The 26,350-nt window shown below is 66.7% G+C and carries 21 protein-coding genes and 7 tRNA genes; 24 read left to right on the plus strand and 4 right to left on the minus strand.

All coding sequences use genetic code 11. From position 1 onward, the window contains the following. The 3 genes from BAY15_RS07675 (at window position 1) to BAY15_RS07685 (ending at window position 4,290) form a co-directional block, all read left to right on the plus strand. Window positions 1-3,720 carry a pilus assembly protein gene (locus BAY15_RS07675; RefSeq protein ID WP_068850728.1) on the plus strand — a complete coding sequence of 1,240 codons (3,720 nt, stop codon included), beginning with the start codon at window positions 1-3 and terminating at the stop codon, window positions 3,718-3,720. Between the two features lie 14 nt (window positions 3,721-3,734). Beyond that, complete coding sequence (locus BAY15_RS07680; RefSeq protein WP_068850731.1) at window positions 3,735-4,160, plus strand: type IV pilin protein; 426 nt, start codon at window positions 3,735-3,737, stop codon at window positions 4,158-4,160. A gap of 53 nt (window positions 4,161-4,213) precedes the next feature. Further along, window positions 4,214-4,290, plus strand: a tRNA-Asn gene (locus BAY15_RS07685). Between the two features lie 72 nt (window positions 4,291-4,362). Here the strand turns inward: BAY15_RS07685 and BAY15_RS07690 are convergent. Further along, window positions 4,363-4,905: a GspH/FimT family pseudopilin gene (locus tag BAY15_RS07690; protein ID WP_068850734.1), complete on the minus strand. Its 543-nt coding sequence runs from the start codon at window positions 4,903-4,905 to the stop codon at window positions 4,363-4,365. A 146-nt stretch (window positions 4,906-5,051) separates the two neighbouring features. Here BAY15_RS07690 and uvrB point away from each other — a divergent pair, with 146 nt between their 5' ends. The 18 genes from uvrB (at window position 5,052) to BAY15_RS07780 (ending at window position 22,128) form a co-directional block, all read left to right on the plus strand. Next, entirely contained in the window at window positions 5,052-7,076 is a 2,025-nt protein-coding gene (gene uvrB, locus BAY15_RS07695; RefSeq protein WP_068854624.1) for an excinuclease ABC subunit UvrB, read from the plus strand. A 106-nt stretch (window positions 7,077-7,182) separates the two neighbouring features. Next, window positions 7,183-7,257: transfer RNA gene (locus BAY15_RS07700), tRNA-Val, on the plus strand. A gap of 172 nt (window positions 7,258-7,429) precedes the next feature. Next, window positions 7,430-9,856 (plus strand): DNA internalization-related competence protein ComEC/Rec2, encoded by a 2,427-nt coding sequence (locus BAY15_RS07705; RefSeq protein WP_068850737.1) that lies wholly within the window; start codon window positions 7,430-7,432, stop codon window positions 9,854-9,856. Between the two features lie 3 nt (window positions 9,857-9,859). After that, window positions 9,860-10,537, plus strand: coding sequence for a MotA/TolQ/ExbB proton channel family protein (locus BAY15_RS07710; RefSeq protein WP_068850740.1), 678 nt, complete (start codon window positions 9,860-9,862; stop codon window positions 10,535-10,537). 3 nt (window positions 10,538-10,540) lie between these two features. Further along, entirely contained in the window at window positions 10,541-10,963 is a 423-nt protein-coding gene (locus BAY15_RS07715) for an ExbD/TolR family protein (RefSeq protein ID WP_068850743.1), read from the plus strand. Continuing rightward, complete coding sequence (gene msbA, locus BAY15_RS07720; RefSeq protein WP_068850745.1) at window positions 10,960-12,708, plus strand: lipid A export permease/ATP-binding protein MsbA; 1,749 nt, start codon at window positions 10,960-10,962, stop codon at window positions 12,706-12,708. Before BAY15_RS07715 ends, msbA begins: the two co-directional genes overlap by 4 nt. Then, entirely contained in the window at window positions 12,708-13,730 is a 1,023-nt protein-coding gene (gene lpxK / locus BAY15_RS07725; RefSeq protein ID WP_068850749.1) for a tetraacyldisaccharide 4'-kinase, read from the plus strand. The genes msbA and lpxK overlap by 1 nt, the downstream gene beginning before the upstream one ends. A 59-nt stretch (window positions 13,731-13,789) precedes the next feature. Continuing rightward, window positions 13,790-14,587: a 3-deoxy-manno-octulosonate cytidylyltransferase gene (gene kdsB, locus BAY15_RS07730; RefSeq protein WP_068850752.1), complete on the plus strand. Its 798-nt coding sequence runs from the start codon at window positions 13,790-13,792 to the stop codon at window positions 14,585-14,587. A 24-nt stretch (window positions 14,588-14,611) separates the two neighbouring features. Beyond that, window positions 14,612-16,027: a hypothetical protein gene (locus BAY15_RS07735; protein WP_068850755.1), complete on the plus strand. Its 1,416-nt coding sequence runs from the start codon at window positions 14,612-14,614 to the stop codon at window positions 16,025-16,027. Continuing rightward, a complete protein-coding gene (gene uvrC / locus BAY15_RS07740) occupies window positions 16,024-17,871 on the plus strand; it encodes an excinuclease ABC subunit UvrC (RefSeq protein WP_068850758.1) in 1,848 nt (615 codons plus the stop codon). The genes BAY15_RS07735 and uvrC overlap by 4 nt, the downstream gene beginning before the upstream one ends. A gap of 9 nt (window positions 17,872-17,880) precedes the next feature. Continuing rightward, window positions 17,881-18,504: a CDP-diacylglycerol--glycerol-3-phosphate 3-phosphatidyltransferase gene (pgsA, locus tag BAY15_RS07745; protein WP_068850761.1), complete on the plus strand. Its 624-nt coding sequence runs from the start codon at window positions 17,881-17,883 to the stop codon at window positions 18,502-18,504. A gap of 46 nt (window positions 18,505-18,550) precedes the next feature. After that, window positions 18,551-18,626, plus strand: a tRNA-Gly gene (locus BAY15_RS07750). A gap of 243 nt (window positions 18,627-18,869) precedes the next feature. Beyond that, window positions 18,870-18,945, plus strand: a tRNA-Gly gene (locus BAY15_RS07755). 114 nt (window positions 18,946-19,059) lie between these two features. Further along, window positions 19,060-19,135 (plus strand) — tRNA-Gly (locus BAY15_RS07760). A gap of 47 nt (window positions 19,136-19,182) precedes the next feature. Next, a tRNA-Cys gene (locus tag BAY15_RS07765) sits at window positions 19,183-19,256 on the plus strand. Between the two features lie 124 nt (window positions 19,257-19,380). Beyond that, the gene (locus tag BAY15_RS07770) at window positions 19,381-21,282 is read left to right on the plus strand and encodes an acyltransferase family protein (RefSeq protein WP_157771707.1); all 1,902 of its coding nucleotides are present in this window, start codon (window positions 19,381-19,383) and stop codon (window positions 21,280-21,282) included. A 126-nt stretch (window positions 21,283-21,408) separates the two neighbouring features. Then, complete coding sequence (locus BAY15_RS07775; protein ID WP_068850768.1) at window positions 21,409-21,630, plus strand: hypothetical protein; 222 nt, start codon at window positions 21,409-21,411, stop codon at window positions 21,628-21,630. 261 nt (window positions 21,631-21,891) lie between these two features. Continuing rightward, window positions 21,892-22,128 (plus strand): hypothetical protein, encoded by a 237-nt coding sequence (locus BAY15_RS07780; RefSeq protein ID WP_068850770.1) that lies wholly within the window; start codon window positions 21,892-21,894, stop codon window positions 22,126-22,128. A gap of 23 nt (window positions 22,129-22,151) precedes the next feature. Here the strand turns inward: BAY15_RS07780 and BAY15_RS07785 are convergent, their stop codons facing one another. After that, window positions 22,152-23,192, minus strand: a complete 1,041-nt coding sequence (locus tag BAY15_RS07785) for a 4Fe-4S dicluster domain-containing protein (protein ID WP_068850773.1) — start codon at window positions 23,190-23,192, stop codon at window positions 22,152-22,154. After that, window positions 23,189-23,482, minus strand: a complete 294-nt coding sequence (locus BAY15_RS07790) for a hypothetical protein (RefSeq protein WP_068854625.1) — start codon at window positions 23,480-23,482, stop codon at window positions 23,189-23,191. The genes BAY15_RS07785 and BAY15_RS07790 overlap by 4 nt, the downstream gene beginning before the upstream one ends. Before the next feature lie 71 nt (window positions 23,483-23,553). Between BAY15_RS07790 and BAY15_RS07795 the strand changes: the two genes are divergently transcribed. Both BAY15_RS07795 and hemN read left to right on the plus strand, forming a co-directional pair. Next, window positions 23,554-23,991: a group III truncated hemoglobin gene (locus BAY15_RS07795; protein WP_068850776.1), complete on the plus strand. Its 438-nt coding sequence runs from the start codon at window positions 23,554-23,556 to the stop codon at window positions 23,989-23,991. Window positions 23,992-24,035: 44 nt separating this feature from the next. Then, a complete protein-coding gene (gene hemN / locus BAY15_RS07800; protein ID WP_068854626.1) occupies window positions 24,036-25,445 on the plus strand; it encodes an oxygen-independent coproporphyrinogen III oxidase in 1,410 nt (469 codons plus the stop codon). A gap of 2 nt (window positions 25,446-25,447) precedes the next feature. Here hemN and BAY15_RS07805 read toward each other — a convergent pair. Further along, a tRNA-Leu gene (locus BAY15_RS07805) sits at window positions 25,448-25,534 on the minus strand. Window positions 25,535-25,609: 75 nt separating this feature from the next. Between BAY15_RS07805 and BAY15_RS07810 the strand changes: the two genes are divergently transcribed. Continuing rightward, on the plus strand, window positions 25,610-26,302 hold the full coding sequence (locus BAY15_RS07810; RefSeq protein WP_068850778.1) for a glutathione S-transferase family protein: 693 nt from the start codon (window positions 25,610-25,612) through the stop codon (window positions 26,300-26,302). Window positions 26,303-26,350: the final 48 nt, after the last annotated feature.

Consider the following 26,350-nt stretch of genomic DNA (forward strand, 5'->3'; position numbering starts at 1 on the left):
ATGGCTTCGCGCAGATTCAAGTGGACGGCTGCCGGTTCGACGGTAGCAGCAATCGGCCTGGCAATCGTCGGCTACTCGCTGATCGCGGCACAGGGCAAAGGGGTCCTGGCGCAGGAGCCACTGGCCAGCAAGACGTCGGCACCGGCGTCGTTCATCATGGCAGTGGACGACTCCGGCTCCATGAACTTCCAGACCCAGTTCCCGGGCCGCGATGGCGAGGGGTGCTGGAATACCACCCGCCAGAGCTTCTTCGACGCCAACGGGCAGTTGTACACGTCCGGCAACTGCGATTACTTTTTCGTCGTGCCGGGTCCGCGCATCAATAACTACTATGGCATTCCGCCGATCAATTCGCTCGGTTTTGCCCGGTCTGCTGCCTATAACCCCAGCTACTACGACCCGACGGTAACGTACGAGCCCTGGGCGAAGTCGGGCCTGGAGGATTACCTCCCGAGTTCCCCCACGGCGGCGCTGATCAATCCCCAGCCCAATGGCGGCACCGCTACCGTGAATCTGGTTGCCAACTATTACAGCACGGCCGCCAACGACAGTTTCCGCATGCAGACGGGCATGGTGATTCCTGCAAACACGCGGTTCCGATACAACAACACCAATTACCAGTACAACACGGATTACACCTGGCCATCGAACAGGGGTGAGGCGAATATCGCCATCGAGTACGTGCCCGCCACGTTCTTCGTACCCTTTACGGCAGATGGCGAGCCCCGCCCGCAGCTGCCCGGCGTCGTTGATGCGTACGCAGGGGCCACCCGCGAAAAGGTATTCAATGCTTGCGGCACCAATTGCACGATGTGGAAATACACGCTGGCCGGCGATACTGCGGCGTCGCGGAATTTCGCGAACTGGTTTACCTACTACGGCAACCGCAACCGCGCGATGATCGCGGGCATGACACGCTCGATGAAAGGCGTGGAAGAGCTGAAGGTGGGCTATTTCCGCATCAACCAGAACGGCAGTTACGACAGTGGAACCGCCACCAACAAGCGCTTGGCCATGCGTTCCATGGGAAACGCTGACGAGAAGGCGGCCCTGTACGCGGACATGCTCTCGCTGACGGCAAGCGGTGGCACGCCGAATCGCCAGGCGGTAAACGCGGCGGCCCTGCAGTTTACCCGCACCGACGACGGCGCACCCATCACCAACTCCTGCCAGAAGAACGCGGTGATGCTGTTCACCGACGGTTTCAGCAACGGCGGTGGTCCCACCGTTGGCAACAACGACCAGAACATGGGCACGCCGTTCAGTGACTCGTACTCCAACACCATGGCGGACATCGTGACCCGCTTCTACAACAACAATGGCGCCCAGCCGCCATTGCGGCCGGACCTGCCGTCCGGGATGGTGCCGGTACCAGAGGCGTGCGGAAATGGTGACAAGAGCCTGGATTGCCAGACCAATCTTCACCTGAATTTCTATGGTGTGACGCTGGGCGCGCGCGGTAATCTGTTCAATTCCAACCTCAAGCAGGATCCTTACAAGGACGCATCGATCTACGGTAACTGGCCGCCTCGCGAGGACGACGAGCGCAGCACGGTTGACGATATCTGGCACGCTGCCGTGAATACCCGTGGCGAGTACATCAACGCCCGCACCCCAGTGGACATCACCGCAGCCATGGCCCGCGTGCTGCAGGCAGTGGGTTCCGGCGGCGCGCCGGCCAGCGGCACGGGTGCGAGCGGTGCGCGCATCGGGGTTGGCTCGATTACTGCCGGATCGTCTTATGACATCAAGAATGAAGGGACGGACTGGTCCAGCACGCTGACCGCCGTGCGGCTGTCGGTCGACCCCACCACGCGTGCGTTGGTGCAGTCCGATTTCTGGGAGGCAAGCGCAAGGCTGCCGTCGGCTGCGTCGCGGCGGATCTTCTTTACGCGCAGCGGCCAGACGCATGATTTCTCTACCGCAACCGTCACGCTCGCGGATCTGTGCAGCAAGACCGCCCAGAATCCCGGTATGTTGGTCTGCGACGACGTCGTGGCCCGCACCAGCGTAACTGACGCCGGCGCGGTGGCCTACCTGCGCGGCGATACCTCAGGCGAAAAGCGCAATGGGGGTCGCCTGCGCGACCGTACGACGCGGCTTGGCGACATCATCAACTCCACCCCCGTGATTACCTCGCCCATCGACGACTTTGGTTATCGCCGCTTCGGCGGCACCCTCGAAACCTCGTACCAGAACTTCCTGGACGACAAGAGCGCGAAGGCCCAGTACATGGTGTACGCAGGTGCCAATGACGGCATGCTGCACGCTTTCAATGGTGGCATGAAGGGGGACGGCAGCGTCGTCGCCGGAGGCGGAACCGAAGCGTTTGCCTATATTCCGAGCACTTCGCTCGGGCATATGGCCAACCTGCTCGTGCCCTACGATGCCACCTCGAAGGTGGGGCAGAAGTTCAAGCACAAGTACTATGTTGACGGTCAAATCGCCGTGGGAGATACGTATTACAACTCCGCTTGGCATACCACGCTGGTGGGGGCGTCGGGCGCAGGCGGGCGCAGCGTGTTCGGTCTCGATGTCACCCACGGTACTGCGTTCGATGCCAACAGCAAGCGCTGGGAAATCAGCGACCTGGATACAACGCTGCCCAAGGACGTCCGCGACAATATCGGGTTCGTGCTGGGCAAGCCGGTGATCGTTCCGGTGTTGGAGGGTGGACAGGCCACCTGGAAGGCGATTTTCGGCAACGGGTTCAACAGTGCCAGCGGAAAGGCCGTGCTCTTCGTCGTCAATATCGAGGACGGCAAGGCGCGGATGATCGAGGCGGTGGAAGCTGGGACGGACGTGCCCTCTGGCAGCAACGGGCTGGCCAGTATCGTGGTGGTTGACCGCTGGGGCGACACCAACCAGCAGAAGCGCACCCGGGACGGCTACTCGGATACGGTGTATGGTACGGACCAGAAGGGTGCCGTGTGGAAATTTGATCTGCGCAGCACCGGCAATCTGAGCGTGCCGTTGTTCACCACGCTGCCTTCCACGGAATCCGGGGTGCGGATACGCCAGCCGATCACCGGCGGAATTACTGCCGGCGCCGGTAACAGCGGCGGTGTCATGCTGTATTTCGGGACGGGGAGCTTCTCGTTCGAGGACGATCCGAGGGACAGCTCGCTGCAGACGCTGTATGCCGTGAACGATACGGTCAATGGTCCGATCGGGACCGGACTTTCCCGAGCAAACCTGTCTGGCTACACAGCCAACTTCTCGGGCTCGCAACGAACGCTGACCGCAGGCACGCCGCCGACCGGCTCGCGCGGCTGGTTCATCGATCTGGCATACCGCGAGCGCTTCGTAGCCAATCCGTCGCTGTCCAACGGTATTGTCTACATGCCAACGTACGTTCCGCGTGACCCGACCAACGCCAGCACCAGCTGCGCGGTTCCCGGCGAGAACTGGCTGTTTGGGCTGCAGCCGCTGACCGGTGCAGGGGCGCTGGGCCGCGCGACCTTGGGTTCGCCGACCGGCACCGCCTTCGCCGTTGGAACCGCGGGCTTCAAGAGCACGTCCAAGACTGGGTCGCCCATCACCAACGCAAATGCGTTTGCATTGCCGCGCCAGTCGCCGCCTGCACTTGGGGGAGGCGGAGGCGCAATCCCGCCGCCGAACGTTCCGTCCAGCGTCTGTATGGGCGGTATCCAGTTCGGAACCGACACGCTGTACATTCCTTATCCGTGTGGTCGTCAATCGTGGAGACAGATCAAGTGAGCAAGCTTTCTTCCATGAACGGGCGTGGGCCACGCGAGGTGATGGGCTTCACCCTCATCGAGCTGATGATCGTCGTCGCGGTGATCGCCGTGCTCGCCTCCATCGCCTATCCCTCCTATACCGCCCAGGTGCGCAAGTCCAAGCGCGCCGCGGCCAAGGCGGAGCTGGTGGAGTACGCACAGCGCGCCGAGCGCCAGCACACGCTCAACAACAGCTACACGAACTTCAAGTTCGTGGAAAACAGCGGCACTACCATCGCCTCGCCACGCGATGGCAGCAAGCCGATGTACCAGGTGACCTTTGCGTCGGCCAATGCCAACGCGTTTACCATTACGGCAGTTCCGCAGGGTGACCAGGCAAAAGACCCGTGCGGCACCATCTCGGTGAACCAGGCGGGGGTGAAGACCCCGGCCAACACCAGCGCGCTGGATTGCTGGTAAATGGCCGCCGGCGGTTGCAACGCCACGAGTGAACGTCTAGAATTCGCGTCCCCGCCCGAATAGCTCAGCCGGTTAGAGCACTTGACTGTTAATCAGGGGGTCGTTGGTTCGAGTCCAACTTCGGGCGCCAGTTTCTGCAGAAGCCGCGAGCAATCGCGGCTTTTGTCGTTTCGGTGGCTGGTGTAGAGGTAGACCCGGCCGCTCAGTGCGGGCAGTCCACGGTGCCCGGCCTGCGTGCGGCACGGGTGCGGCCCACGTTGTTCACGACCACCTCGCCGTGCAGCTGCCCTCCGGCACAGATGGCCACCGTGAGCGGGCTGCCGCCACTGCGCCCGTCGGGCTGGAGGCGCAGGCGCGGGCGATTCTGGCTGGACCGCGCCACCACCGAGGCATCCCGGTACCCGGGGCGGTACTGCAGGACATCCGTCGGCGAGGGCGGGGCCGTCCCCGATTCCGATCCACGGTCCAGGTGGATCAGCCATCCCCGGCTCCAGTCGTCCCCGCAGTGCATGCCGTCTTCGCTCGGGCAGACGGCCACCGGCGCGGCGCGGGTGATCGCGGTGCTGCGCGCAGTGTTGAACACCGAGACGAGCTGCATGCGCAGCATGTCGGCGCGCATCCGGCTGACGCTGGCGCTCAGCGAGGGCAGGGCCAGCGCGCAGAGCACCGCCAGGATGAGCAGGGTCACCGTCAGTTCCAGCAGGGTGAACCCCCGGGGCCGGGGGAAGGGGCGAGGGCGGTGCATGGGGGATACCGGAGACAAGGCATCACCGTGCCCTGTCCGGAGCAGGCGGACCATCGGTCAAAGGCAAGCTTCACGGTAGGCTGCCCCCTCAGCCGGCCGTCACCCAACCCCCCGCTATAATGGAAGGCCCGGTCTATGGCGGCACCATGAGCGATCGCTTCGAACTTGTATCTCCGTACTCCCCGGCGGGCGACCAGCCGGCCGCGATCGAGAAGCTGACGGCCAATTTCGAAGCCGGCATCGCCAAGCAGACCCTGCTGGGCGTGACCGGCTCGGGCAAGACCTACACCATTGCCAATGTCATCCAGCAGGTGCAGAAGCCCACCTTGGTGATGGCCCCGAACAAGACCCTGGCCGCGCAGCTGTACGGCGAATTCAAGGCGTTCTTCCCGCACAACGCGGTGGAGTACTTCGTCAGCTATTACGACTACTACCAGCCCGAAGCCTACGTGCCGTCATCGGACACCTTCATCGAGAAGGACAGTTCGATCAACGAGCACATCGAGCAGATGCGGCTTGCGGCGACCAAGACCCTGCTGTCGCGCCCGGATGCGATCGTGGTGGCCACTGTGTCGGCAATCTATGGACTGGGTGCGCCGGAGGACTACCTGTCGCTGCGCTTGATCCTGTCCACCGGCGAACGCATCGACCAGCGCGACCTGATCAACCATCTCACCCAGCTGCAGTACACCCGCAATGAGTACGAGCTGCACCGCGGCACGTTCCGCGTGCGCGGCGAGGTCATCGACATATTCCCCGCGGAATCGGACAGCGAAGCGGTGCGCATCGAACTGTTCGATGGCGAAGTGGAGCAGATCAGCATGTTCGATCCGCTCACCGGTGAAAGCCTGCGCCGCCTGCAGCGCTACACCGTATACCCCAAGACCCATTACGCCACCACGCGCGAGCGGGTGCTGTCGGCGGTGGATACGATCAAGGCCGAGCTGAAGGTGCGGCTGGAGCAGCTGTACGAACAGAACAAGCTGGTGGAAGCGCAGCGCCTGGCGCAGCGCACCCAGTTCGACCTGGAAATGATGGCCGAGGTCGGCTTCTGCAACGGCATCGAAAACTATTCGCGGCACCTCACCGGCAAGGCCGCCGGCGAGCCGCCGCCGACCCTGTTCGACTACCTGCCGCCCGATGCGCTGCTGGTCATCGACGAATCGCACGTGACCATTCCGCAGATCGGCGCGATGTACAAGGGCGACCGCTCGCGCAAGGAAACCCTGGTCGAATTCGGCTTCCGGCTGCCCTCGGCGCTGGACAACCGCCCGCTGCGCTTCGAAGAGTGGGAAGCGCGCTGCCCGCGCAGCATCTACGTATCCGCTACGCCGGGCCCGTACGAGCTGCGCGAAGCCGCCGATGAAATCACCGAACTGGTGGTGCGCCCGACCGGCCTGATCGACCCGGTGGTGGAGATCCGCCCGGTGGGCACCCAGGTTGACGACCTGATGAGCGAGGTCAACGAGCGCATCAAGCTCGGCGACCGCGTGCTGGTCACCACGCTGACCAAGCGCATGGCCGAGAACCTCACCGAGTACCTCACCGAACACGGCATCCGGGTGCGCTACCTGCATTCGGACATCGATACGGTGGAACGCGTGGAGATCATCCGCGACCTGCGCCTTGGCAAGTTCGACGTGCTGGTCGGCATCAACCTGCTGCGCGAAGGCCTGGACATGCCGGAGGTATCGCTGGTGGCGATCCTCGACGCGGACAAGGAGGGCTTCCTGCGCTCGACCGGCTCGCTGATCCAGACCATCGGCCGTGCCGCACGCAACCTGCGCGGCAAGGCGATCCTGTACGCGGACAAGATCACCCGTTCGATGCAGGCGGCGATCGACGAAACCGACCGCCGTCGTGCCAAGCAGGTGGAGTACAACGAAGCGCATGGCATCGTGCCCAAGTCGGTGCTGCGCCCGATCGTGGATGTGCTGGAAGGTGCGCGCTCCGAAGCGGCCGAAAAAGAAGCGCGGGGCAAAGGCAAGGGACGCGGTGGCCGGGTGGCCGAGGAGGCGGTGGATTACCGCACCCTGGAACCGGCCCAGATCGCCAAGCGGCTGCAGGCGCTGGAGCAGCAGATGTACCAGCACGCCCGCGACCTGGAGTTCGAAGATGCAGCGCGCGTGCGCGACCAGATCCGCCAGCTGAAGGAGGCCAGCCTGGGCTGAACAACGCGTTGTGAAATACCTTCACAAAAGTGTTGCTCTTCACACCCGACGTCCGTAATATACGCGGCCTGCACCGACGCAATTGCAGCGGCGCAGCGAGACAAACGGGCGGTTAGCTCAGCGGTAGAGCACTACCTTGACATGGTAGGGGTCACAGGTTCGAACCCTGTACCGCCCACCACTCCAGTCCCAGTGACTGCGGTGGAACAACAGAAAAGCCGGCCATCAGGTCGGCTTTTTTGCGTTGTGGGTTCCGTGACAGCGGCGCTTTCCCACACCGCGTTCCGCACCCACCTGATGGCGACATCGTTGCTGCAGGCCAAGGATGCAGGCTCCAGCGCGTGGTGGCCTGCATGTCGTTCCTGTCGGACGTCTTCTCCCGTTCGTTTCCAACGCCGTTGCCCCTGTTCGGCAAGGCATGTGCGGTCGCACTGCTGGCCGGTGTGTGCGGTGTGGTGTTCGCGCCGGTGCTGTTGCCCCGGATGCCTGCGTGGTGCGCGCTGCTGTGCGGTGCAGGGGTCTGGTGTGCGGTGCCGCGTGCACGGTGGTGCGGCGCAGTGCTGGCCGGGATCGGCTGGGTCACCCTGCACGCCCATGCCGGCCTGGCCCTGCAGTTGCCCGCGGCTGCCGCGCCTGCGGACCACGTTTTGCGCGGCCGGGTGGTGGAGCTGCCGCAACATGGATCACGCAGCACCCGCTTCCGGTTCCGCGTGGATGACGATGCGACGATGCCCGCGCACCTGCGCGGCCGCGAGCTTGCGCTGGCCTGGTATGACGTCACTGCGGCAAAAACGCCTGCGCGCGCGCCTGCAGCCGAACCGGCGCTGCGCTGCTCGCTTCGCGCCGGCGCACGCTGGCAGCTCCACGCGCGGCTGCGCCCACCGCGTGGATTGCGCAACCCGGGTGGCTTCGACGCCGAGCGGCATGCGCTGCTGCAGCGCTTGAGCGGTACCGGACACGTGCGCGCGCCAGCGATGGCCTTGGGCGACCCGACCGGATTGCCGGCGTGGCGCGAGCGCATGGCCGATGCCATCGCCGGACACGTGCCGGGCGCCGGCGCACGTTTCATCCAGGCGCTGGCGCTGGGCGATACCCGCAGGTTGGGGCAGGGCGACTGGGATGATCTGCGCGCGCTCGGCCTGACCCACCTGGTGGCGATCTCCGGGTTTCACGTCGGGCTGGTGGCCGGGTTCGCGGCGTGGCTGGCGGGGCTGGCCTGGCGAGCGGTTGCTGCGCTGGGACGCTATTGGCCACGGCCATTGGCGGCCGCGCTGGCGGCCGTCGCCGGTGCCGCGCTGTATGCGGCCGTGGCCGGCTTCGCGCTGCCCACGGTGCGCACGGTGCTGATGATCGCGGTGGTCGCCGCCGCCCGCTGCGTGCGACGACCGGCCACCGTTGGCCAGGCGTTGGCGCTGGCGGCGCTGGCGGTGCTGCTGGTGGATCCATTGTCGGTGCTGGCCCCGGGCTTCTGGCTCAGCTTCGCCGGGGTGCTGTGGCTGGTGTGGTGCCTGCCGGGGCACGGGGTGCACTGGCTGCGCACCTTCCTGGCCGCACAGGGCGTGGCCACCCTGGCGCTGTTGCCGCTCACCGTGGCGCTGTTCGGGCAGGCCTCGCGGGCGGGGCCGTTGGTCAACCTGCTGGCCATTCCCTGGTGGAGCCTGGTGGTGGTGCCGTTGGCGTTGCTTGGCACCGGGCTTGAAGCCCTGATCGACGGGGCGGGGCGCTGGCCGTGGCGCTGGGCGGCCGCCTGCTTCGACGCGAGCTGGTGGCTGTTCGGGGCGCTTGCGCGCCAGCCGTGGGCGTTGTGGTGGGCGCCGCAGGCGGGCGTCGCGGCGGTTCCGGTCGCCGTTCTCGGGGTGTTCTGGCTGTTGCTGCCGCGCGCCGCCGGGATGCGCCTGCCGGCGCTGCTGCTGTGCCTGCCCCTGCTGTGGCCGGCCCGCGATCGTCCCGGCCCCGGCGAGGTCGAGCTGCTGGTGATGGACGTGGGGCAGGGCCTGGCTGTGTGGGTGCGCACCCGCCACCACCGCCTGCTGTATGACGCCGGCCCCGCTGCGGAAGGGGGATTCGACGCCGGCGAACGGGTGGTGGTGCCGACCCTCCACGCGCTGGGCGAGGCTGGGCTGGACCGGCTGCTGATCAGCCATGGCGACCGCGACCACGCCGGTGGCATGCCGGCGGTGCGCCGCGCCTTTCGCGAGCCACCGCTGCAGGCGCCGTCGGGTGCGGTGCCCGCCATCCAACTGCCCTGCAGCAGCGGCGACGCCTGGCGCTGGGACGGGGTGGACTTCACCGTCCTGCATCCGCCGCCGGGCATGGACTACGCAGGCAACGCCAGCAGCTGCGTGCTGCGCATCCAGACCGCGCATGGCGTGGTGCTGTTGACGGGCGACATCGGCCAGCGCGAGGAGGCCATGCTGGTTGCCACGGTACCGGCCGCGCTGCGCGCCGACGCGGTGCTGGTGGCGCACCACGGCAGCGCCGGCTCGTCCGGCGCCGACTGGGTGCAGGCGGTGTCGCCCCGCCTGGCCATCGTCTCGGCCGGGCATGGCAACCGGTTCGGGCACCCGCGCCGGGACGTCGTGCAGCGCTGGCAGGCGGTCCCTGCCGAAGTGCTGAACACCGCCGACAGCGGCGCGCTGCGCCTGTGGCTGGGCCAGGAGGGATTGCAGGTGCGGGAACAGCGTCTTTTCGAACGCCGTTGGTGGGATGCCGCGGAGCGGACGCGGTCGGCTGCTATCCTATCGGCGGTCATACAGGCGGCCAATGGGCCGGAGGGTTGAAACGTGTGGGAACTGGTCAAGGCCGGTGGCTGGCCGATGGTGCCGCTGCTGCTGTTGGGCGTACTGGCTTTGGCAATCGTCCTGGAGCGTTTCTGGACCTTGCGGCGTAACGAGGTCCTGCCCCCGGGGCTGGGCCAGGAAGTGCGCAACTGGGCCGCGCGCGGCAAGCTCGATCCGAATCACATCCAGTCGCTGCGGGCCAACTCGCCGCTGGGCGCGCTGCTGGCCGTGGCGCTGGAAGCGCGCAACCGCCCGCGCGACCAGATCCGCGAGCGCATCGAAGATGCCGGCCGGCATCTGGTGCATCGCATGGAGCGGTTCCTGAACGCGCTGGGCACCATCGCATCGGCGGGCCCGCTGCTGGGCCTGCTTGGCACCGTGGTGGGCATGATCCAGATGTTCCTGGGCATCCTCGACCACGGCGTGGGCGATGTGAACCAGCTGGCCGGCGGCATCGGCAAGGCGCTGGTGTGCACCGCCACCGGCATGATCGTGGCCATCCCGGCATTGATGTTCCATCGCTACTTCAAGGGCCGCATCGGCGGTTACGTGATCGAGATGGAAATGGAGGCCTCGGCCCTGCTGGACGCACTGGACGGCCGCCCCGGCGTCATGAACGCGGCACCGCGCGCCGGCGCCGCGCCGGCGGCCGGCGCCGCGCCCGTCACGGCCAAGGGCTGACGGATGCGTATCCGCAACGACCGGGTCCAGGACGAGGTGCACATCGATCTGGTACCCCTGATCGACGTCATCCTCGTGCTGATCATCTTCTTCGTGGTCACCACCACCTTCGACGCGCGCTCGACGCTGCAGCTGCAGCTGCCGACCGCCAGCCAGCAGGACACCACCGAGCCGCCGCGCTCGCTCAGCGTGCTGGTCAATGCCGAAGGGCGTTACTTCATCAACGATCAGGAAGTGCTGCGCACCGACGTGGAATCGGTCAAGCAGACCATTGCCGCCGTCGCCGGCACCGACCGTGAGCAGACCGTACTGCTGCGCGCCGATGCCCGCACCCCGTACCAGGCCGTAGTGACCGCCCAGGATGCCCTGGGCCAGCTCGGTTTCCGTCGCATCGCCATCGCTACCGCGCCGGAGGTGCGTCCATGAGTAAACAACACGCGCCGGTATGGCCGATCTACAAACGCCTGCTGGGCTACACCCGCGCCTACTGGGTGTTCATGGTGGCCGCCGTCATCGCGATGGTGGTCGAAGCCCTGGCCGGTTACCACTTCACCAAGCTGATGGAACCGCTGGTCAACCGCGGCTTCGTCAACCCCGAGCCGCGCATGGCGGTGATCCTGCCGCTGACCATCCTCGGGCTGTTCATGATGCGCAGCCTGGCCACGCTGGTCAGCGATTACGCACTGGCCCGCACCGGCCGCAGCGTGGTGCGCGACCTGCGCGAACAGGTGCTGTCCAAGTACCTGCACCTGCCGTCGTCGCACTTCGACAGCGAAGCCACGCCGGTGATGGTCAGCCGCCTGAACTACGACACCGAGCAGGTCACCCAGGCCAGCGCCGATGCGCTCAAGACCCTGGTCGCCGACACCCTGACCATCATCGCCATGCTGGTGGTGATGCTGCAGATGAGCGTCAAGGTGACCGTGGCGATGCTGGTGGTGGTGCCGCTGATCGGCGTGATCGTCTCGTTCGTGGGCAAGCGCTACCGGCGCATCAGCCGCGGCATCCAGGACGGCATGGGCAGCATGGCGCAGACTGCCGAACAGTCGCTGGCCGCGCAGCAGGAAGTGAAGGTGCATGGCACCCAGGCACACGAGATCTCGCGTTACTCGCGGCTGGCCAACCGCATGCTCGGCCTGAACATGAAGGTCGAAACCACCCGTGCGCTGGCGTCCAGCACCGTGCAGTTCCTGGCCGCGCTGGCGCTGGCCGTGATCGTGTGGGTGTCCACCCGCGAAGCGCTGGCCGGGCGCTTGAATGCCGGCCAGTTCATGGGCCTGATGACCTCGATGATGGCCATCATCCCGTCGCTGCGCCGCCTGACCAGCGTGCAGACCTCCATCTCGCGCGGCGTGGCCGCCGCCGAGCGCCTGTTCGGCATCCTCGACCTGCCGGTCGAGCGCGACGAAGGCAGCACCCGCGCCCAGCGCGTGCGTGGCGAGCTGTCTTTCCAGCACGTGATGCTGCGTTACCGCGAAGATGCCGGCATCGCGCTGGACGACATCACCTTCGATGCCAAGCCGGGCACGGTAACGGCCATCGTCGGCCGCTCCGGCAGCGGCAAGACCAGCCTGATCCGGCTGGTGCCGCGTTTCTATGAGCCCAGCGGCGGGCGCATCCTGCTCGATGGCGTGCCGCTGGACGACTACCCGCTTGCCGACCTGCGCCGCCAGGTGGCGATGGTCGGGCAGAAGGTCATGCTGTTCGACGATACCGTGGGCGCCAACATCGCCTACGGCATGGACGCCAGCGAGGAGCAGATCCGCGCTGCCGCCGAAGCCGCCAATGCGTGGGAGTTCATCGAGCGCATGCCGCAGCAGCTGCAGACCCCGGTGGGTGAGAACGGCGCGCTGCTGTCCGGCGGCCAGCGCCAGCGCCTGGCGATCGCCCGCGCGATCCTGCGCGACGCGCCGGTATTGATCCTCGACGAAGCCACCGCCGCGCTGGACAACGAGTCCGAGCGGCTGGTGCAGGACGCCCTGCAGCGTCTGATGCCCGAGCGCACCACGCTGGTGATCGCACATCGCCTGTCCACCATCGAACATGCCGACCAGGTGCTGGTGATGGACCACGGCCGCATCGTCGAGCGCGGCACTCACCGCGAGCTGCTGGCGCTGGGCGGGCTGTACGAGCACCTGCACAAGATGCAGTTCCGCGAAAGGCAGCCCTGATGGCGTCCAAGGGTTCCCAGACGCCGTCGTACTGGTACGACGGCAGTCCGATTCCGTTTGTCGCACGGCTGCTGGCGCCGGTGTACGGCGCCGTGGTGGCGCTGCGCCGTGGGCTGTACCGGCGCGGTTGGCGCAAGCGCCACGCGCTGCCGGTGCCGGTGATCGTGGTCGGCAACGTGACCGCTGGCGGTACCGGCAAGACTCCGCTGACCATCGCGCTGGTGGACCGCCTGCGCGAGGCGGGCTGGAAGCCGGGCGTGGCCAGTCGCGGTTACGGGCGCGAAGAGGCCAAGCTCCCGCGCTGGGTCGAGGCAGGCACGCCTACCGCGTTGGGCGGCGACGAACCGGTGCTGATCGCGTGGAAAACCGGCGTGCCGGTCCGGGTCGATGCCGACCGCGTGGCGGCCGGCAACGCGCTGGTCGAGGCGGGCTGCAACATCATCGTCTGCGACGACGGCCTGCAGCACTACCGGCTGGCGCGCGACATCGAAATCGAAGTGGTGGACGCACAACGCCGCTACGGCAACGGCCGGTTGATCCCGGCCGGGCCGTTGCGCGAACCCGCCGAACGCGCGCGCGACTGCGACTTCCGCGTGGTCAACCTGGGCCAGGCCAGCGCGGATCCGTCCGCGCTCGCCTCCTGCGGGTTCGGCGAATGGGCGATGCAGTTGCATATCGACAGCGCGCAGCCGCTCAGCGGCGGCCGTGCCCGCGCGTTGTCGCACTTCCGTGGCCAGCGCGTGCACGCCGTGGCCGGGATCGCGCACCCGCAGCGCTTCTTCGACATGCTGCGTGCGCACGGCATCGGGGTGGTCCCGCATGCCTTCGCCGACCACCATGCGTATCAGGCGGCAGACCTTCGCTTTGGCAGCGAACTGCCGGTGCTGATGACTGAAAAGGACGCGGTGAAGTGCAAGGCGTTCGCCAACGAATGGCATTTTTCGGTGCCGTTGTCGGCCGATCTTCCCGCCGCGTTCTGGGTCAACCTGCTGGACCGCGTGGACAAACTCGGCAAGCGCTGAGCACCGCGTTTGCGGCACACTGGCGGCCATTGTTCCCGTGTATTGCCGAGAGGTCCCGCATGAGCCAGCCCGTCGATTTCGTCGTCGCCATTCCGGCGCGTTACGCCGCCTCCCGGCTGCCCGGCAAGCCGCTGCGGCTGCTCGGCGGCAGACCGCTGGTGCTGCGCGTGGCCGAACGCGCGCTGCTGGCCGGTGCGCGCGAGGTCTGGGTGGCCACCGATGATGCGCGCATCGCCGACGCCCTGCGGGGCCTGGACGGCGTGCAGGTGGCGATGACCGCCGCCAGCCATGCCTCCGGCACCGACCGGCTGGCCGAATGCGCCCGCCAGGCCGGCTGGTCCGACGACACCGTGGTGGTGAACCTGCAGGGCGACGAGCCGTTCGCCCCGGCCGAGGGCATCCGCGCGGTGGCCGAAGCGCTGGTCTACAGCGGTGCCGCCATGGCGACCCTGGCCACCCCGGTGGAGGATGCCGAGACCCTGTTCGACCCGAACGTGGTCAAGGTGGTGCGCCAGCAGAACCTGGACGCGCTGTACTTCAGCCGCGCTCCCATTCCCTGGCACCGCGACGCCTTCGCGCAGTCGCGCGAGCGCCTGTCCGGCCCCCACTGGCTGCGCCACATCGGCATCTATGCCTACCGGGCGGGTTTCCTTCAGGAGTTCGCCGCGTTGCCGCCGGGCATGCTGGAACAGCTGGAATCACTGGAGCAGCTGCGGGTGCTGGAGGCCGGCCACCGGCTGAGCGTGGCGCTGTCGCCGGCCGCCTTCCCGCCGGGGATCGATACGCCCGAGGACCTGGCGCGTGCCGAGGGCTGGCTGGCCCGCCGCGAAATTGACGGTGGCACGACGGTTGCATGACGCCCAGTCCGGCATAATCAGCGCATGAACGTACAGCCCGTCCAGGATCTGCCCGAATTTGCCACGTGGCTCAATGCCGCCCCGACCACCCTGACCGAACTGCGTGGTCGCCCGGTGGTACTGGCCTTTGTCAACGCCGCCTCGGTGTGGTGCGCGCACCGGCTGGCCGAGCTTGGCCAATGGCAGTCGCGCAACCCCGGCAAGCTGCAGGTACTGGTCCTGCAGGTGCCGCGCTTCGACTTCGAGCGCGAACCGGAGCAGGCGCTGAAGCTGCTGCGCCGACAGGGCGTGACCGTGCCGGCGCTGCTGGATGCCGATTGGGACGGCTGGCGCCGGTTCAACGTGGCGGCTTGGCCGACCCTGGTGCTGCTGGATGCACAGGGGCGTGAGGTCGACCGCCTGGTCGGCTTCGGCGAGGAGCTGGATCGTGCGCTCAATGCACTCTGCCAGGGGACGTCCAGCCCGCTCGACGCGGACGCATCGCGCCAGCGCGAGCTGCATCCCGAGCCGCGCCTGCCGTTGCTGTTCCCGACCGCGCTGGCGGTGAGCACCGAGCGGTTGTACATCGCCGACAGCGGCCACCATCGCATCCTCGAATGCAGCCATGCCGGGCGGGTGCTTCGCCAGTTCGGGATGGGCACCGCCGACATGATGGATGGCGGCCCGGGCGAGGCCGCGTTCAACCGGCCGCAGGGCCTGGCCCTGGAACGCGAGTGGCTGTACGTCGCCGACACCGGCAACCATGCGTTGCGCCGGATCCACCTGCTGACCGGGCAGGTCGACACCCTGTGCGGCAATGGTCGTCCGGGCGAGCCGCGCGAAGGCGCGGTGGGCGACCCGCGCCAGACCCCCCTGAACCATCCGCAGGGCCTGGTGGTCGCCGACAACCAGATCCATATCGCGATGGCCGGCGACAACCGCATCTGGAGCTATCACCTGGGCCAGCGCACGTTGTCCTGGCGCGCCGGCTCCGGCGCGATCGACGAGCGTGACGGCAGCGGCCACCTGGCCGCGTTCGCGCAGCCGGCCGCGCTGGCGGCGGTGCAGCAGGTGCTGTACGTATGCGACGCGCTGGGTTCGTCGATCCGTTCGATGCAGCTGCGCGGCGACCTGGTGCAGACGCTGGTGGGGCAGGGGATGTGGTCGTTCGGCGACCAGGATGGCCCGCGCACCGCTGCCCAGCTGCAGTACCCGCAGGCGATCGCGATGAACCCCGATGCGCCCGTGTTGTGGATCGCCGACGCCGGCAACGGCCGACTGCGCACCCTGCGCCTGGGCGGCGGCGAACTGAGTACCGTGGCGCTGCCGCGCCGGCTGCATGGCCCGGCCGGGCTGGCCTTGGGCGGCGGTGCGGTGTGGATCGCCGAGACCGATGCCCATGCCGTACTGCGTTTCGACCCGGTCAGCGGCGTACTGAGCGACGTGCCGATCAGCGAATGACCCTCACTACCGCTCCGGCCTTCGATGGAAAGGCATTCGCGGCCCACCTGAGCACCGCGCCCGGCGTGTACCGCATGTATGCCGCCGACGACACCCTGCTGTATGTCGGCAAGGCCCGCGCGCTGCGCAACCGCGTGGGCAGTTACTTCAATGGCGCGCCCAAGACCGCGCGGATCATGTCCATGCTGTCGCAGGTCGCGCGCATGGATGTGACCGTGACGCGTTCCGAGGCTGAAGCGCTGCTGCTGGAAAACCAGCTGATCAAGTCGCTGTCGCCGCGTTACAACGTCTCGCTGCGCGACGACAAGACCTATCCCCACGTGCTGCTGACCCGCGAAGACTGGCCGCGCATCGCGCTGCACCGCGGGCCGCGCGCGGTGCCGGGCCGGTACTTCGGTCCGTACCCGGGGGTGACCGCGGTGCGCGAAACGCTCAACCTCATGCACAAGCTGTTCAAGCTGCGCAGCTGCGAGGACAGCGTGTTCCGCAACCGCTCGCGACCGTGCCTGCAGTACCAGATCGGCCGCTGCAGCGCGCCGTGCGTGGACCTGGTGGCCGCCGACGACTACGCCGAATCGGTGCGGCGTGCTTCGATGTTCCTGGAAGGCAAGAGCGACCAGCTGGCGCGCGAACTGGGTACGCAGATGCAGGCGGCCAGCGAAGCGCTGGAATTCGAGCAGGCCGCGCGCCTGCGCGACCTGGTCACGTCCCTGCGCAGCATGCAGACCCGCCAGTACGTGGATGGCCGCGCCGCCGACCTCGACGTGCTGGCCTGCGCCACGCAGGGCGCAAGCGCCTGCGTGATGCTGCTGGCGTTCCGCGATGGCCGGAACATGGGCACGCGGCCGTTCTTCCCGCGCACCAACGGCGAGGAAAGCGCGGACGAAGTGCTCGGCGCTTTCGTGTCGCAGTACTACGCCGAACATTCCCCGCCGCGCGAGATCCTGCTGGACCGCGAGATTCCCGATGCCAGCCTGATCGAATCGGCGCTCAGCGCCTCGGCCGAGGCCAAGGTGCAGCTGAAGTGGAACGTGCGCGGCGAACGGGCCGGTTATGTCGAGCTGGCCAGCCGCAATGCGCAGATCACGCTGGTCAGCGAGCTCACCAGCCGCAGCGCCCAGCATGCGCGCAGCGAGGATCTGCGGCAGATGCTCGGCCTGGCTGAGCAGGTCAAGCGCGTGGAGTGTTTCGACATCAGCCACACCATGGGCGAAGCCACCGTGGCTTCATGCGTGGTGTTCGATGCCAGCGGCCCGGTGCGCAGCCAGTACCGGCGTTTCAACATCAGCGGGATCGAACCCGGCGATGACTACGCGGCCATGCGCCAGGCCATCGACCGTCGCTTCCGGCGTGCGGTGGAAGAGGAGGGCGTGCTGCCGGACCTGCTGCTGATCGACGGCGGCGCCGGCCAGTTGGCCCAGGCGCAGGCCGCACTGGCCGACCTCGGCGTGGAAGGGGTGTTGCTGGTGGGCGTGGCCAAGGGCGTGGAGCGCCGCGCCGGGCACGAAGCGCTGGTGATGCCCGATGGCCGCGAGCTGCGCCCCGGCGCCGCATCACCGGCCCTGCAGTTCATCCAGCAGGTCCGCGACGAAGCGCACCGGTTTGCGATCACCGGCCATCGGGGCCGCCGGCAGAAGGCGCGCATGACCAGCAAGCTGGAGGACATTCCCGGCATCGGGCCGCGCCGGCGCGCCAGCCTGCTCAAGCATTTCGGCGGGCTGGTCGGCCTGAAGGCGGCCGGCGAGGCGGAAATCGCAAAGGTGGAGGGCATCAATGACGCCCTTGCCGCACGCATCTACGCTAACCTTCATGGACTGCCCACGCCCCCTGCGGCCGGCGAGTAGAGAGACGCAATGAAGTTGACCCTTCCCACCTGGCTGACGTTGCTGCGGATCGTGATGATCCCGGTGCTGGTGCTGGTGTTCTACCTTCCCTACACCTGGACCAATTTCGCCTCGGCGGCGATCTTCGGCATCGCCGCGCTGACCGATTGGCTGGATGGCTGGATCGCCCGCCGCTACGACCTGGCCTCGGCGTTCGGCGCCTTCCTGGACCCGGTTGCGGACAAGCTGATGGTGGCCGTGGCGCTGTTCCTGATCGTGCAGGGCCACCCCACGCCGTGGATGGCGTTCTGGGCAGCCGTCATCGTCGGCCGCGAAATCGCGGTGTCGGCACTGCGCGAATGGATGGCTGAAATCGGCCAGCGTGCGAAGGTGCGGGTGGCCCTGATCGGCAAGATCAAGACCACCGCGCAGATGGTCGCGCTGCTGTGCCTGTTGTATTCGGTGGCGCCGAACACGCCGGTGTCCGATATCTGGATGGGCGAACCGGTATTCCATGTCGGCGACTGGACCCTGGCGATCGCTGCGGTACTCACCCTGTTCTCCGGCCTGCAGTACCTGCATGCGGCGTGGCCGAGCCTGCGCGAGGACGAACGCGCCGCACGTGAAACCGCACGCCTGAAAAAGAAGGGCTGAGGGCTGTTGACAGCACCGCGTTTGGATGTAGAATTTCGCCTCCCAAGCGGGAATAGCTCAGTTGGTAGAGCGCAACCTTGCCAAGGTTGAGGTCGCGAGTTCGAGTCTCGTTTCCCGCTCCAGATTCAAGACAAAAGCGACCTTCGGGTCGCTTTTTTCGTTGGTCGGCAGGCTGGGTGTCCGTCTTTCCGGCCCATCCTGGCGGAACCGCCATCCCCTGCGTTCCGGGTGGTCCTGACTGCCGCAGGGGCCAGCGGCAGAAAGCGGCTGAATACCGCTGCATGAACCTGTTGACTGCGTGAAGGATTCCCGACACAATAGCGCTCCTTCGACGCAGGTCCGGGTTGAGGGAATGCTGCAGATCTGCGGGAATAGCTCAGTTGGTAGAGCGCAACCTTGCCAAGGTTGAGGTCGCGAGTTCGAGTCTCGTTTCCCGCTCCAGATTTCGACAGGGCCCCCTTGGGGCCTTGTTTTTCTCCGCGCTGGCACGCGAAGAAACATGTGAAAAAGGCTGGTGTGTTACCCGCGGTTCCGGTAACATATTCGCCTGATTTTGCGGGAATAGCTCAGTTGGTAGAGCGCAACCTTGCCAAGGTTGAGGTCGCGAGTTCGAGTCTCGTTTCCCGCTCCAAATCCCGACCAGGCCCCGTTCTCGGGGTCTTGTCCTATAGGGTCACCGGCCTGGTGGCAGAGTGGTCATGCAGCGGACTGCAAATCCGCGTACGCCGGTTCAATTCCGACCCAGGCCTCCATCTTGAATGAAGCATCAAGCCCGCCTTTTGGTGGGCTTTTTGTTTTTCCGCACGTTGATCAATATCCCGCCCCGACATTAAGCAGTAGAATGCCGCGCATTCTTGCATGGGGAGTTCAGGGAAGATGCGGCAGTCGGGGCAACAGGGGCGCGAGGGTTATCGCGCGGACATAGACGGCCTGCGCGCAGTAGCGGTGGGTCTGGTGATCCTTAATCATTTAGGAATTTCCTCATTTTCCGGTGGCTTCATCGGTGTCGACATTTTCTTTGTCATTTCGGGATTCCTGATCACCGGCATCCTGAAACGACAGATGGAGTCCGGAGGATTTTCATTCGCCTCCTTCTACAAACGCCGCGCACTCCGCATCCTGCCGGCGGTGTACGTCATGCTTCTTGCGGTATTCGCGGTGGGTTATTTCGTCATGTTGCCCGGCGACTACAGCGACCTCGCCGAAGCAGGCGGGAGCGTGCTGGTTTTTGCGTCGAATCTCTACTTCTGGAAGTCGACGGGCGGTTACTTCGCTGCGAATTCCGCAGAGCTGCCAATGCTGCATATCTGGTCACTATCGCTGGAAGAGCAGTTCTATTTCCTCTGGCCGATCGCACTGCTGGCGCTAATAAGGATCAAGAGCGCCCGGAGCCGGATCGTCATGGTGGCAGTGGCCGCGGTACTTTCATTTGCCTACGCGGAGTGGAGCGCGCGAAGTGGCTCCACCGGAGCCTATTATTTCCTGCATGCCCGTGCGGGTGAACTGCTGATGGGCGCATTGCTCGCGCTGCTTCCGTCGAACGGACCTGCCAGACCGGCGCGGACGTGGGCAAGTACTGTCATGGCTGGGTTGGGCGTGGCCCTTATCGCGGCACCGGCGGTCCTGTTGAGCGGTGCTTCCGTGTTCCCGGGCGTCAACGCGCTGATTCCGTGCCTCGGCGCTGCGCTGTTGATCATCGCTCCCCGGTTTGGTGCCAATCCCGTCACTTGGCTGCTGTCGATGCGGCCCGTCGTGTTCATTGGCCTGATTTCCTACTCCCTGTATCTCTACCACTGGCCGGTCATCAGTTTCCTGCATTACCAGAAGGTCGAGCTTACGCCGTGGGTGAATGTAATGGTGGTCGCGTCGACCCTGCTGCTGGCCACGCTCAGCTGGGCGTTGGTGGAGAACACCTTCCGCTATGCGCATGGGCCGCGTCGTACCGGCAAGCTGGCATTGGGCTTGGCAATCGGCCTGGGCGCGGTGGCTGCCCCGGCGGTGATCTTTGCCCGGCAAGGCATTCCATCGCGGGTGCCTTATGAAACGCTGACCCAGGACCAGCTTGATCGCGAACGCTCCAGGTATTGGACGCTGGTGGGCACAACCAAGACCGAGTTCGCGCCCGGGGAACGCAACCTCATGGTCATCGGCAATTCCCACGCCTACGATCTTTCATATGCGCTGACCGGTAACGGCTTCTCTGGAAACGTTCGACTCATTGCCACCGGCGGGGAGTGCTTCAACTTCGGGCACAACCCGGTCAATGCCGAGGCAGAGCCGATCTGTGCCAAGGCGGAACACGACATGCTGGCGGATCCGCAGCTAGGCAATGCCAGCGTGATTTACCTGCATGACAGCTGGGCTGGTGTGGATGTTGTGGGATTCCGGAATGTGGTCGAGGCGATCCGCTCGAAGTCGGCCGCTCCGATCTATATTTTTGGGCCGAAGATGATGTTCACCGAATCGGCGCTGGGGATCCGGCGTGCCGCCGCAGCGGCGGGCAAGGTCACCCCGTCCGACGTAAATGCGTTCGCCCAGGCTTATTCCCGGCCTGACCGGGCCAGGTTGGATCACGACCTTGGCAACGTCGTCGCCAGCTGGCAGATGCCCGGGGTGACGTATGTGAGCTTCATTACCTCGCAATGTGCCACGCCCGATAGCTGCGCGCTGCTTTCTCCGGAGGGAGCGTATTTCTACTTCGACAACAATCACTTCACGCTGCAGGGTTCGCGCGATTTTGGCAGCCGCCTCAAGGTGAATCACCCGGATCTGTTCTGAATCGGCCGGGATGGCGCCGGCAGCACGCAACCCCGCTTCGGCGGGCTTGTTGCGTTTCTTGCCTTCACCTCGCCCGGACGAGCGCACACCTACTGTGCAGTATCGTTTTCGTGTCGAGGATGTTCGATGGATATCGCCTTGTGGTTTGCAGCCGTCGGCGCGCCCGGTTCGTTCTGGGATTCGCCCAGCAACGTCAGCGGCGTGGTCGTGCTGGGATTTGGGCTGGCGGCCATCGTGCTCTCGTTCGGCCTCGCCAAGGTGTTCAAGCGCTTCAACGGCGTGGCCTGGATGGTGCTGGGCGCCGGCGTGGCCATCAGCGCCTATGGCATCTGGCGGATGGGGGGCTGACCACCCGCCGGGCCTTCGCGGGCTGACATCACGGTGTCAACAACCGCGCGGCATCCTGCCTGCGTGGACAGGAGCGTGCCTGAACCATTCAGGGCCTGTTTGATCGCCTGTTCACCATTGGTTGACTTGGCGCGAAGGGCATGAAAGGGTGGAGTGAAACGTGGGTGAAGTCCTGCCGCCTCCCAGCGGCGGGGCGACAGGCGCAAGCCTGGCAGGGGGAATTGCTCGTCTTCGATGCAGGGCAGGTCCAAGGGAGGTCGTATGCGATACGGCGCGAATGACTTGGCTGACGGCGTCCGCACCGAGCTGGAGGCCAGCTACAGCAAGCATGGGTGTGGGCCGGAGTTCTGGACCACCTACCAGCAGGTGCTTGAACGCCTGGTGCCGCAGGGCCGCGGCCGCACCCAGGTGACCAACGAACTGGCCCTGATCATTGAACAGCTCGGCATTGTCCGGCGCGCGCAGATGGTGCCGCCGCCCGACAACCGCACGCGCTGAAGCCTACCGCCCGGGGACGGCGGTTACAGGTAATGCAGACCGATACCGAGCAGCGCGGCCAGGCTGAGCAGTGCCGCAAGCGTGCGCGGACGAAGCCACCGTCGCGGCCTGCCCTGCATCGTGTTTTCGCTGGCCAGCTGGACCAACCCGCTCGGAAACCGCCACGCGCGCATCTGCGCATCGCAGGCATCCACGCACGCGCCACAGGTGATGCAGTCCGGCTGCGGCCCGGCGCGCACGTCCAGCTGCATGGGGCACACCTGGACGCAGGCACCGCAGTCGAGGCAATCGCCGAGCCGGTCATCGGCGAAGCGCGGCGGCGGGCCGGCCAAGGCCGGATGCGCCGCGCGGAAGGCGTAGTCGCTGGCACTGGTCGGATCGAGCAGGCCACGACCGCGTTGCTGCACCGAACCTTGTCCACGCTGGCGGGCGCCGCGCGGTTCGGCGCGGCGGGCGTCGTAGCAGACCTTCGGGGTGTCGGCATCGCACAGCATCGGGGCCACCCGCGCATATGGGCACAGGTCGATGCAGACCTGTTCGCGCAGGAAGCCGGCGTTGGCCCACGCGGCCGTGGCGTAGAACAGCACCCAGAACGTTTCCCAGCCGCTCCAGCGGGCCGGCCAGAAGCCGGCCACCAGCGGCTGGATCGGACTGAACAGGCCGACGAAGGTGATACCGGTCCATAGTGCGACCGCGACCCAGGCCAGGTGTTTGACCACGCGGGCCAGGGCCGGCGGTCGCAGTCGTCGCGTGGCGCTGCGTTCAATCCAGCGGAACAGGCCGCTCCACAACGTCTGCGGACAGGCATGCCCGCACCAGACCCGCCCGGCCACGGTGGTGAGCAGCACCAGCGTGCAGGCCAGCACCGCGACCAGCCCGAACAGCACGCCGACATCCTGCGGCCACAGGGTCAGCCCGAACAGGTCGAAGCGACGCGCCGGCAGGTCGAACAGCAGCGCCTGCCGCCCGTTCCAGCGCAGCCAGGGCAGGGCGTAGAACAGCATGAGCAGCGCTGCCCATACCAGGGCGCGCCAGCGCAGGGCAGGGGGCGCACCCGGCGTCATCCCAGCGGCAGCTCGTCGCCATCGCGCGGCCGCGGCCGCAGCAGGTAACCGGTAACCGCGCTGGCGGCAGCGGTTACCGACCAGAACATGAAGAAGCCCAGCGTGTAGCCCAGTTCGCGACTGAGCGCCTGGTCCGGAAAGGTGATGTCGCGCAGGCGCAACGGATCCACGAAGGCGAAAAACACCGCGCAGGCCAGCCCGGCGGCGACAAAGCTCGGCCACAGCACCGCACCCCACTGCTGGATCAGCAGGCGGCGGCGGTTGCCAGGCGGGGCGTTCAGCGTGTCCATGGCCTGCACGGTAGGCCCTGCGACAGCACGCCACATTGATCCTGATCAAGGCGGCGTAGCATCATGACCGCATGTCCTCGTCCGTCGCCCCCGTGCTGCCGGCCGCCTCCCTGGCGCTGTGCAGCGAGCAGGAAGTCACCCGCCTGGTGCACGACTTCTACGCCCGCGTGCGCCAGGACGAGCAGCTGGGCCCGGTGTTCGAGGCGCGCATCCACGAGTGGGACGTGCATCTGGCCCAGCTGGTGGATTTCTGGTCGGCCATGCTGCGCGGCACCCGCCGCTTCAACGGCAATCCGATGTCCAAGCACATGGCCATGCCGGAGCTGGAGCGCGCGCTGTTCGACCGCTGGCTGCTGCTGTTCCGGCGCACCACCGCCGAACTGGGCAACCCGCCCATGCAGCAGCTGGCCGACGACGTGGCCACGCGCATCGCCGACACCTTCTGGCGGCGCATCCAGATGCAGCGCTGGCCCGAACTGCCGCTCGCCGGAAGACCGCGCCTGGATTGATCTGGCTCAATGCGGCGCCGCGCGCGGGCGCGCACGCTTGGGCCATGGATACCCTTTCGCCTGCCGCCGCCGGGCTTGCCTGGCACTTCGACCCGGACCTGCTGCGTCGTCACGACCGGCCCGGCCCGCGCTACACCTCCTATCCCACCGCGCCGCATTTCCACGACGGCTTCGATGAGCTTGGGCTGCGTGCCGCGATCGCGGCCAGCAATGCCGAAGCGCTGCCGCTGTCGCTGTACGTGCATGTGCCGTACTGCAGCAGCCCTTGCTTCTACTGTGGCTGCAACCGGGTGATCACCCGCGACCATGGCAAGGGCGTGGCGTATGTCGCGCGCGTGCTCAGCGAAGCCGACCTGATCGCACCGCTGTTCGACGCCTCGCGCGAAGTGGTGCAGCTGCACCTCGGCGGTGGCACCCCGAACTTCCTCGCCGCGACCCAGATGCGCGAGCTGATCGAGGGCCTGCGCCAGCGCTTTTCGTTCAGCACCTCGGCCGCTCGCGACTTCTCGATCGAGCTCGATCCGCGCTTCGTCACCCGCGAGGACATCGCCCGGTTGGGCGCGTTGGGGTTCAACCGGGCGAGCCTGGGCATCCAGGATTTCGACCCGGTAGTGCAGCGTGCGATCAACCGCGAGCAGGGCGTGGAGGCCACGCTGGAGGTGCTGCGTGCGTGCCGCGAGCATGGCCTGCGCTCGGTCAACGTGGACCTGATCTATGGCCTGCCGCACCAGACCCTGGAGGGTTTCGCGCGCACCCTGGAAACGGTGCTGCGCGAACGCCCCGACCGGTTGGCGATCTACGGCTATGCGCACCTGCCCAACCTGTTCAAGGCGCAGCGGCAGATCCCCGATGCCGCGCTGCCCAGCCCGGAACAGAAGCTGGCGCTGCTCGGCCTGGCGGTGCGTCGGCTGTCGCTGGCCGGGTACCAGTACATCGGCATGGATCACTTCGCACTACCGGAAGAGCATCTCTCCCGCGCCCAGCGCGCCGGCCAGCTGCACCGCAACTTCATGGGGTACACCACCCACGCGCAGACCGACCTGGTCGGGCTGGGCGTCAGCGCGATCAGCCGCATCGGCAACTGCTACAGCCAGAACCCGCGCGACCTGCCGGGCTGGGAAACGGCGGTGGATGCAGGGCGCCTGCCGGTGTGGCGGGGGCTGACCCTGGATGCGGACGATGCGCTGCGCGCCGCGCTGATTAACCAGCTGATGTGCCAGGGCGAAGTGGATGGCCGCGCGCTGGGGGCACGCCATGGTGTCGACTTCGACCAGTACTTCGCCGATGCCCTCACCGCATTGACGGCGCTGGAGGCCGATGGCCTGGCCGAATACCGCGACGGCGTGGTACGTGCCACCGCGCGCGGGCGTCCACTGTTGCGCCTGCTCGCGATGTGCTTCGACCGTTACCTGGCCCAGCCCGAACAGCCGGTGCGCTATTCGCGGGCGATCTGAGGTGGTGCCCGGAGCCGGAATCGAACCGGCATGGGGTTGCCCCCGGCGGATTTTAAGTCCGATGCGTCTACCAGTTTCGCCATCCGGGCGGCGCTGCGGAGGGATTGTAGCGGAATCCAAGGGGGCGCTAGCATCAGGCTTTCCTGCTCCGGGCCATTCTGCATATGCTGAAACTGCACATCGGCAACAAGAACTACTCCTCGTGGTCGATGCGGCCGTGGGTGCTGATGACCCAGGCCGGCATTCCGTTCGACGAGGTCGTGCTGCGCTTTGACAGCTTCGACCCGGACTCGCAGTTCAAGCGCAGCGCCGAGGCGTTGTCGCCCTCGGGCACCGTGCCGGTGCTGGTCGATGGCGCGCTGGTCGTCTGGGATTCGCTGGCCATCGCCGAATACCTGGCCGAACGGTTTCCGGAATCGGCGCTGTGGCCGCAGGAGCGCAGCGAGCGCGCACTGGCCCGCAGCGCGACCGCTGCCATGCACAGCGGATTCGGCGCGTTGCGCTCGCACTTCCCGATGAACATCGAAGCACTGCTTCCCGAGGTCGGGGTGCGGGTGCTGCGCGAGCAGCCGGACGTGGTGGCCGACCTGCAGCGTCTGCAGGCGCTCTGGGAGCGGTTGCTGGCACGCCATGAGGGCCTGCTGCTGTTCGATCGTTTCAGCATCGCCGATGCGTTCTTCGCGCCGGTGGTGATGCGCCTGCACACCTATGCCGTGCCGGTGTCGCCGCGCGTGGCCGCCTACATGCAGCAGGTGCGGGCACTGCCGGGCGTACAGGCATGGATCGCGGCGGCACTGGACGAGCACGATTTCCGCCCGTTTGAAGAACCCTATCGGCAGGCACCGGACCCGGGCTGATCGGCACCGGGACTTGAGGCACGGTTTACGCCGCTGCGATGCGCGCCG

Source organism: Stenotrophomonas rhizophila (assembly GCF_001704155.1).
GTDB lineage: Bacteria > Pseudomonadota > Gammaproteobacteria > Xanthomonadales > Xanthomonadaceae > Stenotrophomonas > Stenotrophomonas rhizophila_A.

Bases quoted from the DNA above. Each gene is read 5' to 3' on its own strand.
- BAY15_RS07675 (WP_068850728.1), top strand. From the start codon at position 1: ATGGCTTCGCGCAGATTCAAGTGGACGGCTGCCGGTTCGACGGTAGCA.
- BAY15_RS07680 (WP_068850731.1), top strand. From the start codon at position 3,735: ATGAACGGGCGTGGGCCACGCGAGGTGATGGGCTTCACCCTCATCGAG.
- BAY15_RS07690 (WP_068850734.1), bottom strand. From the start codon at position 4,905: ATGCACCGCCCTCGCCCCTTCCCCCGGCCCCGGGGGTTCACCCTGCTG.
- uvrB (WP_068854624.1), top strand. From the start codon at position 5,052: ATGAGCGATCGCTTCGAACTTGTATCTCCGTACTCCCCGGCGGGCGAC.
- BAY15_RS07705 (WP_068850737.1), top strand. From the start codon at position 7,430: ATGTCGTTCCTGTCGGACGTCTTCTCCCGTTCGTTTCCAACGCCGTTG.
- BAY15_RS07715 (WP_068850743.1), top strand. From the start codon at position 10,541: ATGCGTATCCGCAACGACCGGGTCCAGGACGAGGTGCACATCGATCTG.
- msbA (WP_068850745.1), top strand. From the start codon at position 10,960: ATGAGTAAACAACACGCGCCGGTATGGCCGATCTACAAACGCCTGCTG.
- lpxK (WP_068850749.1), top strand. From the start codon at position 12,708: ATGGCGTCCAAGGGTTCCCAGACGCCGTCGTACTGGTACGACGGCAGT.
- kdsB (WP_068850752.1), top strand. From the start codon at position 13,790: ATGAGCCAGCCCGTCGATTTCGTCGTCGCCATTCCGGCGCGTTACGCC.
- BAY15_RS07735 (WP_068850755.1), top strand. From the start codon at position 14,612: ATGAACGTACAGCCCGTCCAGGATCTGCCCGAATTTGCCACGTGGCTC.
- uvrC (WP_068850758.1), top strand. From the start codon at position 16,024: ATGACCCTCACTACCGCTCCGGCCTTCGATGGAAAGGCATTCGCGGCC.
- pgsA (WP_068850761.1), top strand. From the start codon at position 17,881: ATGAAGTTGACCCTTCCCACCTGGCTGACGTTGCTGCGGATCGTGATG.
- BAY15_RS07770 (WP_157771707.1), top strand. From the start codon at position 19,381: ATGCGGCAGTCGGGGCAACAGGGGCGCGAGGGTTATCGCGCGGACATA.
- BAY15_RS07775 (WP_068850768.1), top strand. From the start codon at position 21,409: ATGGATATCGCCTTGTGGTTTGCAGCCGTCGGCGCGCCCGGTTCGTTC.
- BAY15_RS07780 (WP_068850770.1), top strand. From the start codon at position 21,892: ATGCGATACGGCGCGAATGACTTGGCTGACGGCGTCCGCACCGAGCTG.
- BAY15_RS07785 (WP_068850773.1), bottom strand. From the start codon at position 23,192: ATGACGCCGGGTGCGCCCCCTGCCCTGCGCTGGCGCGCCCTGGTATGG.
- BAY15_RS07790 (WP_068854625.1), bottom strand. From the start codon at position 23,482: ATGGACACGCTGAACGCCCCGCCTGGCAACCGCCGCCGCCTGCTGATC.
- BAY15_RS07795 (WP_068850776.1), top strand. From the start codon at position 23,554: ATGTCCTCGTCCGTCGCCCCCGTGCTGCCGGCCGCCTCCCTGGCGCTG.
- hemN (WP_068854626.1), top strand. From the start codon at position 24,036: ATGGATACCCTTTCGCCTGCCGCCGCCGGGCTTGCCTGGCACTTCGAC.
- BAY15_RS07810 (WP_068850778.1), top strand. From the start codon at position 25,610: ATGCTGAAACTGCACATCGGCAACAAGAACTACTCCTCGTGGTCGATG.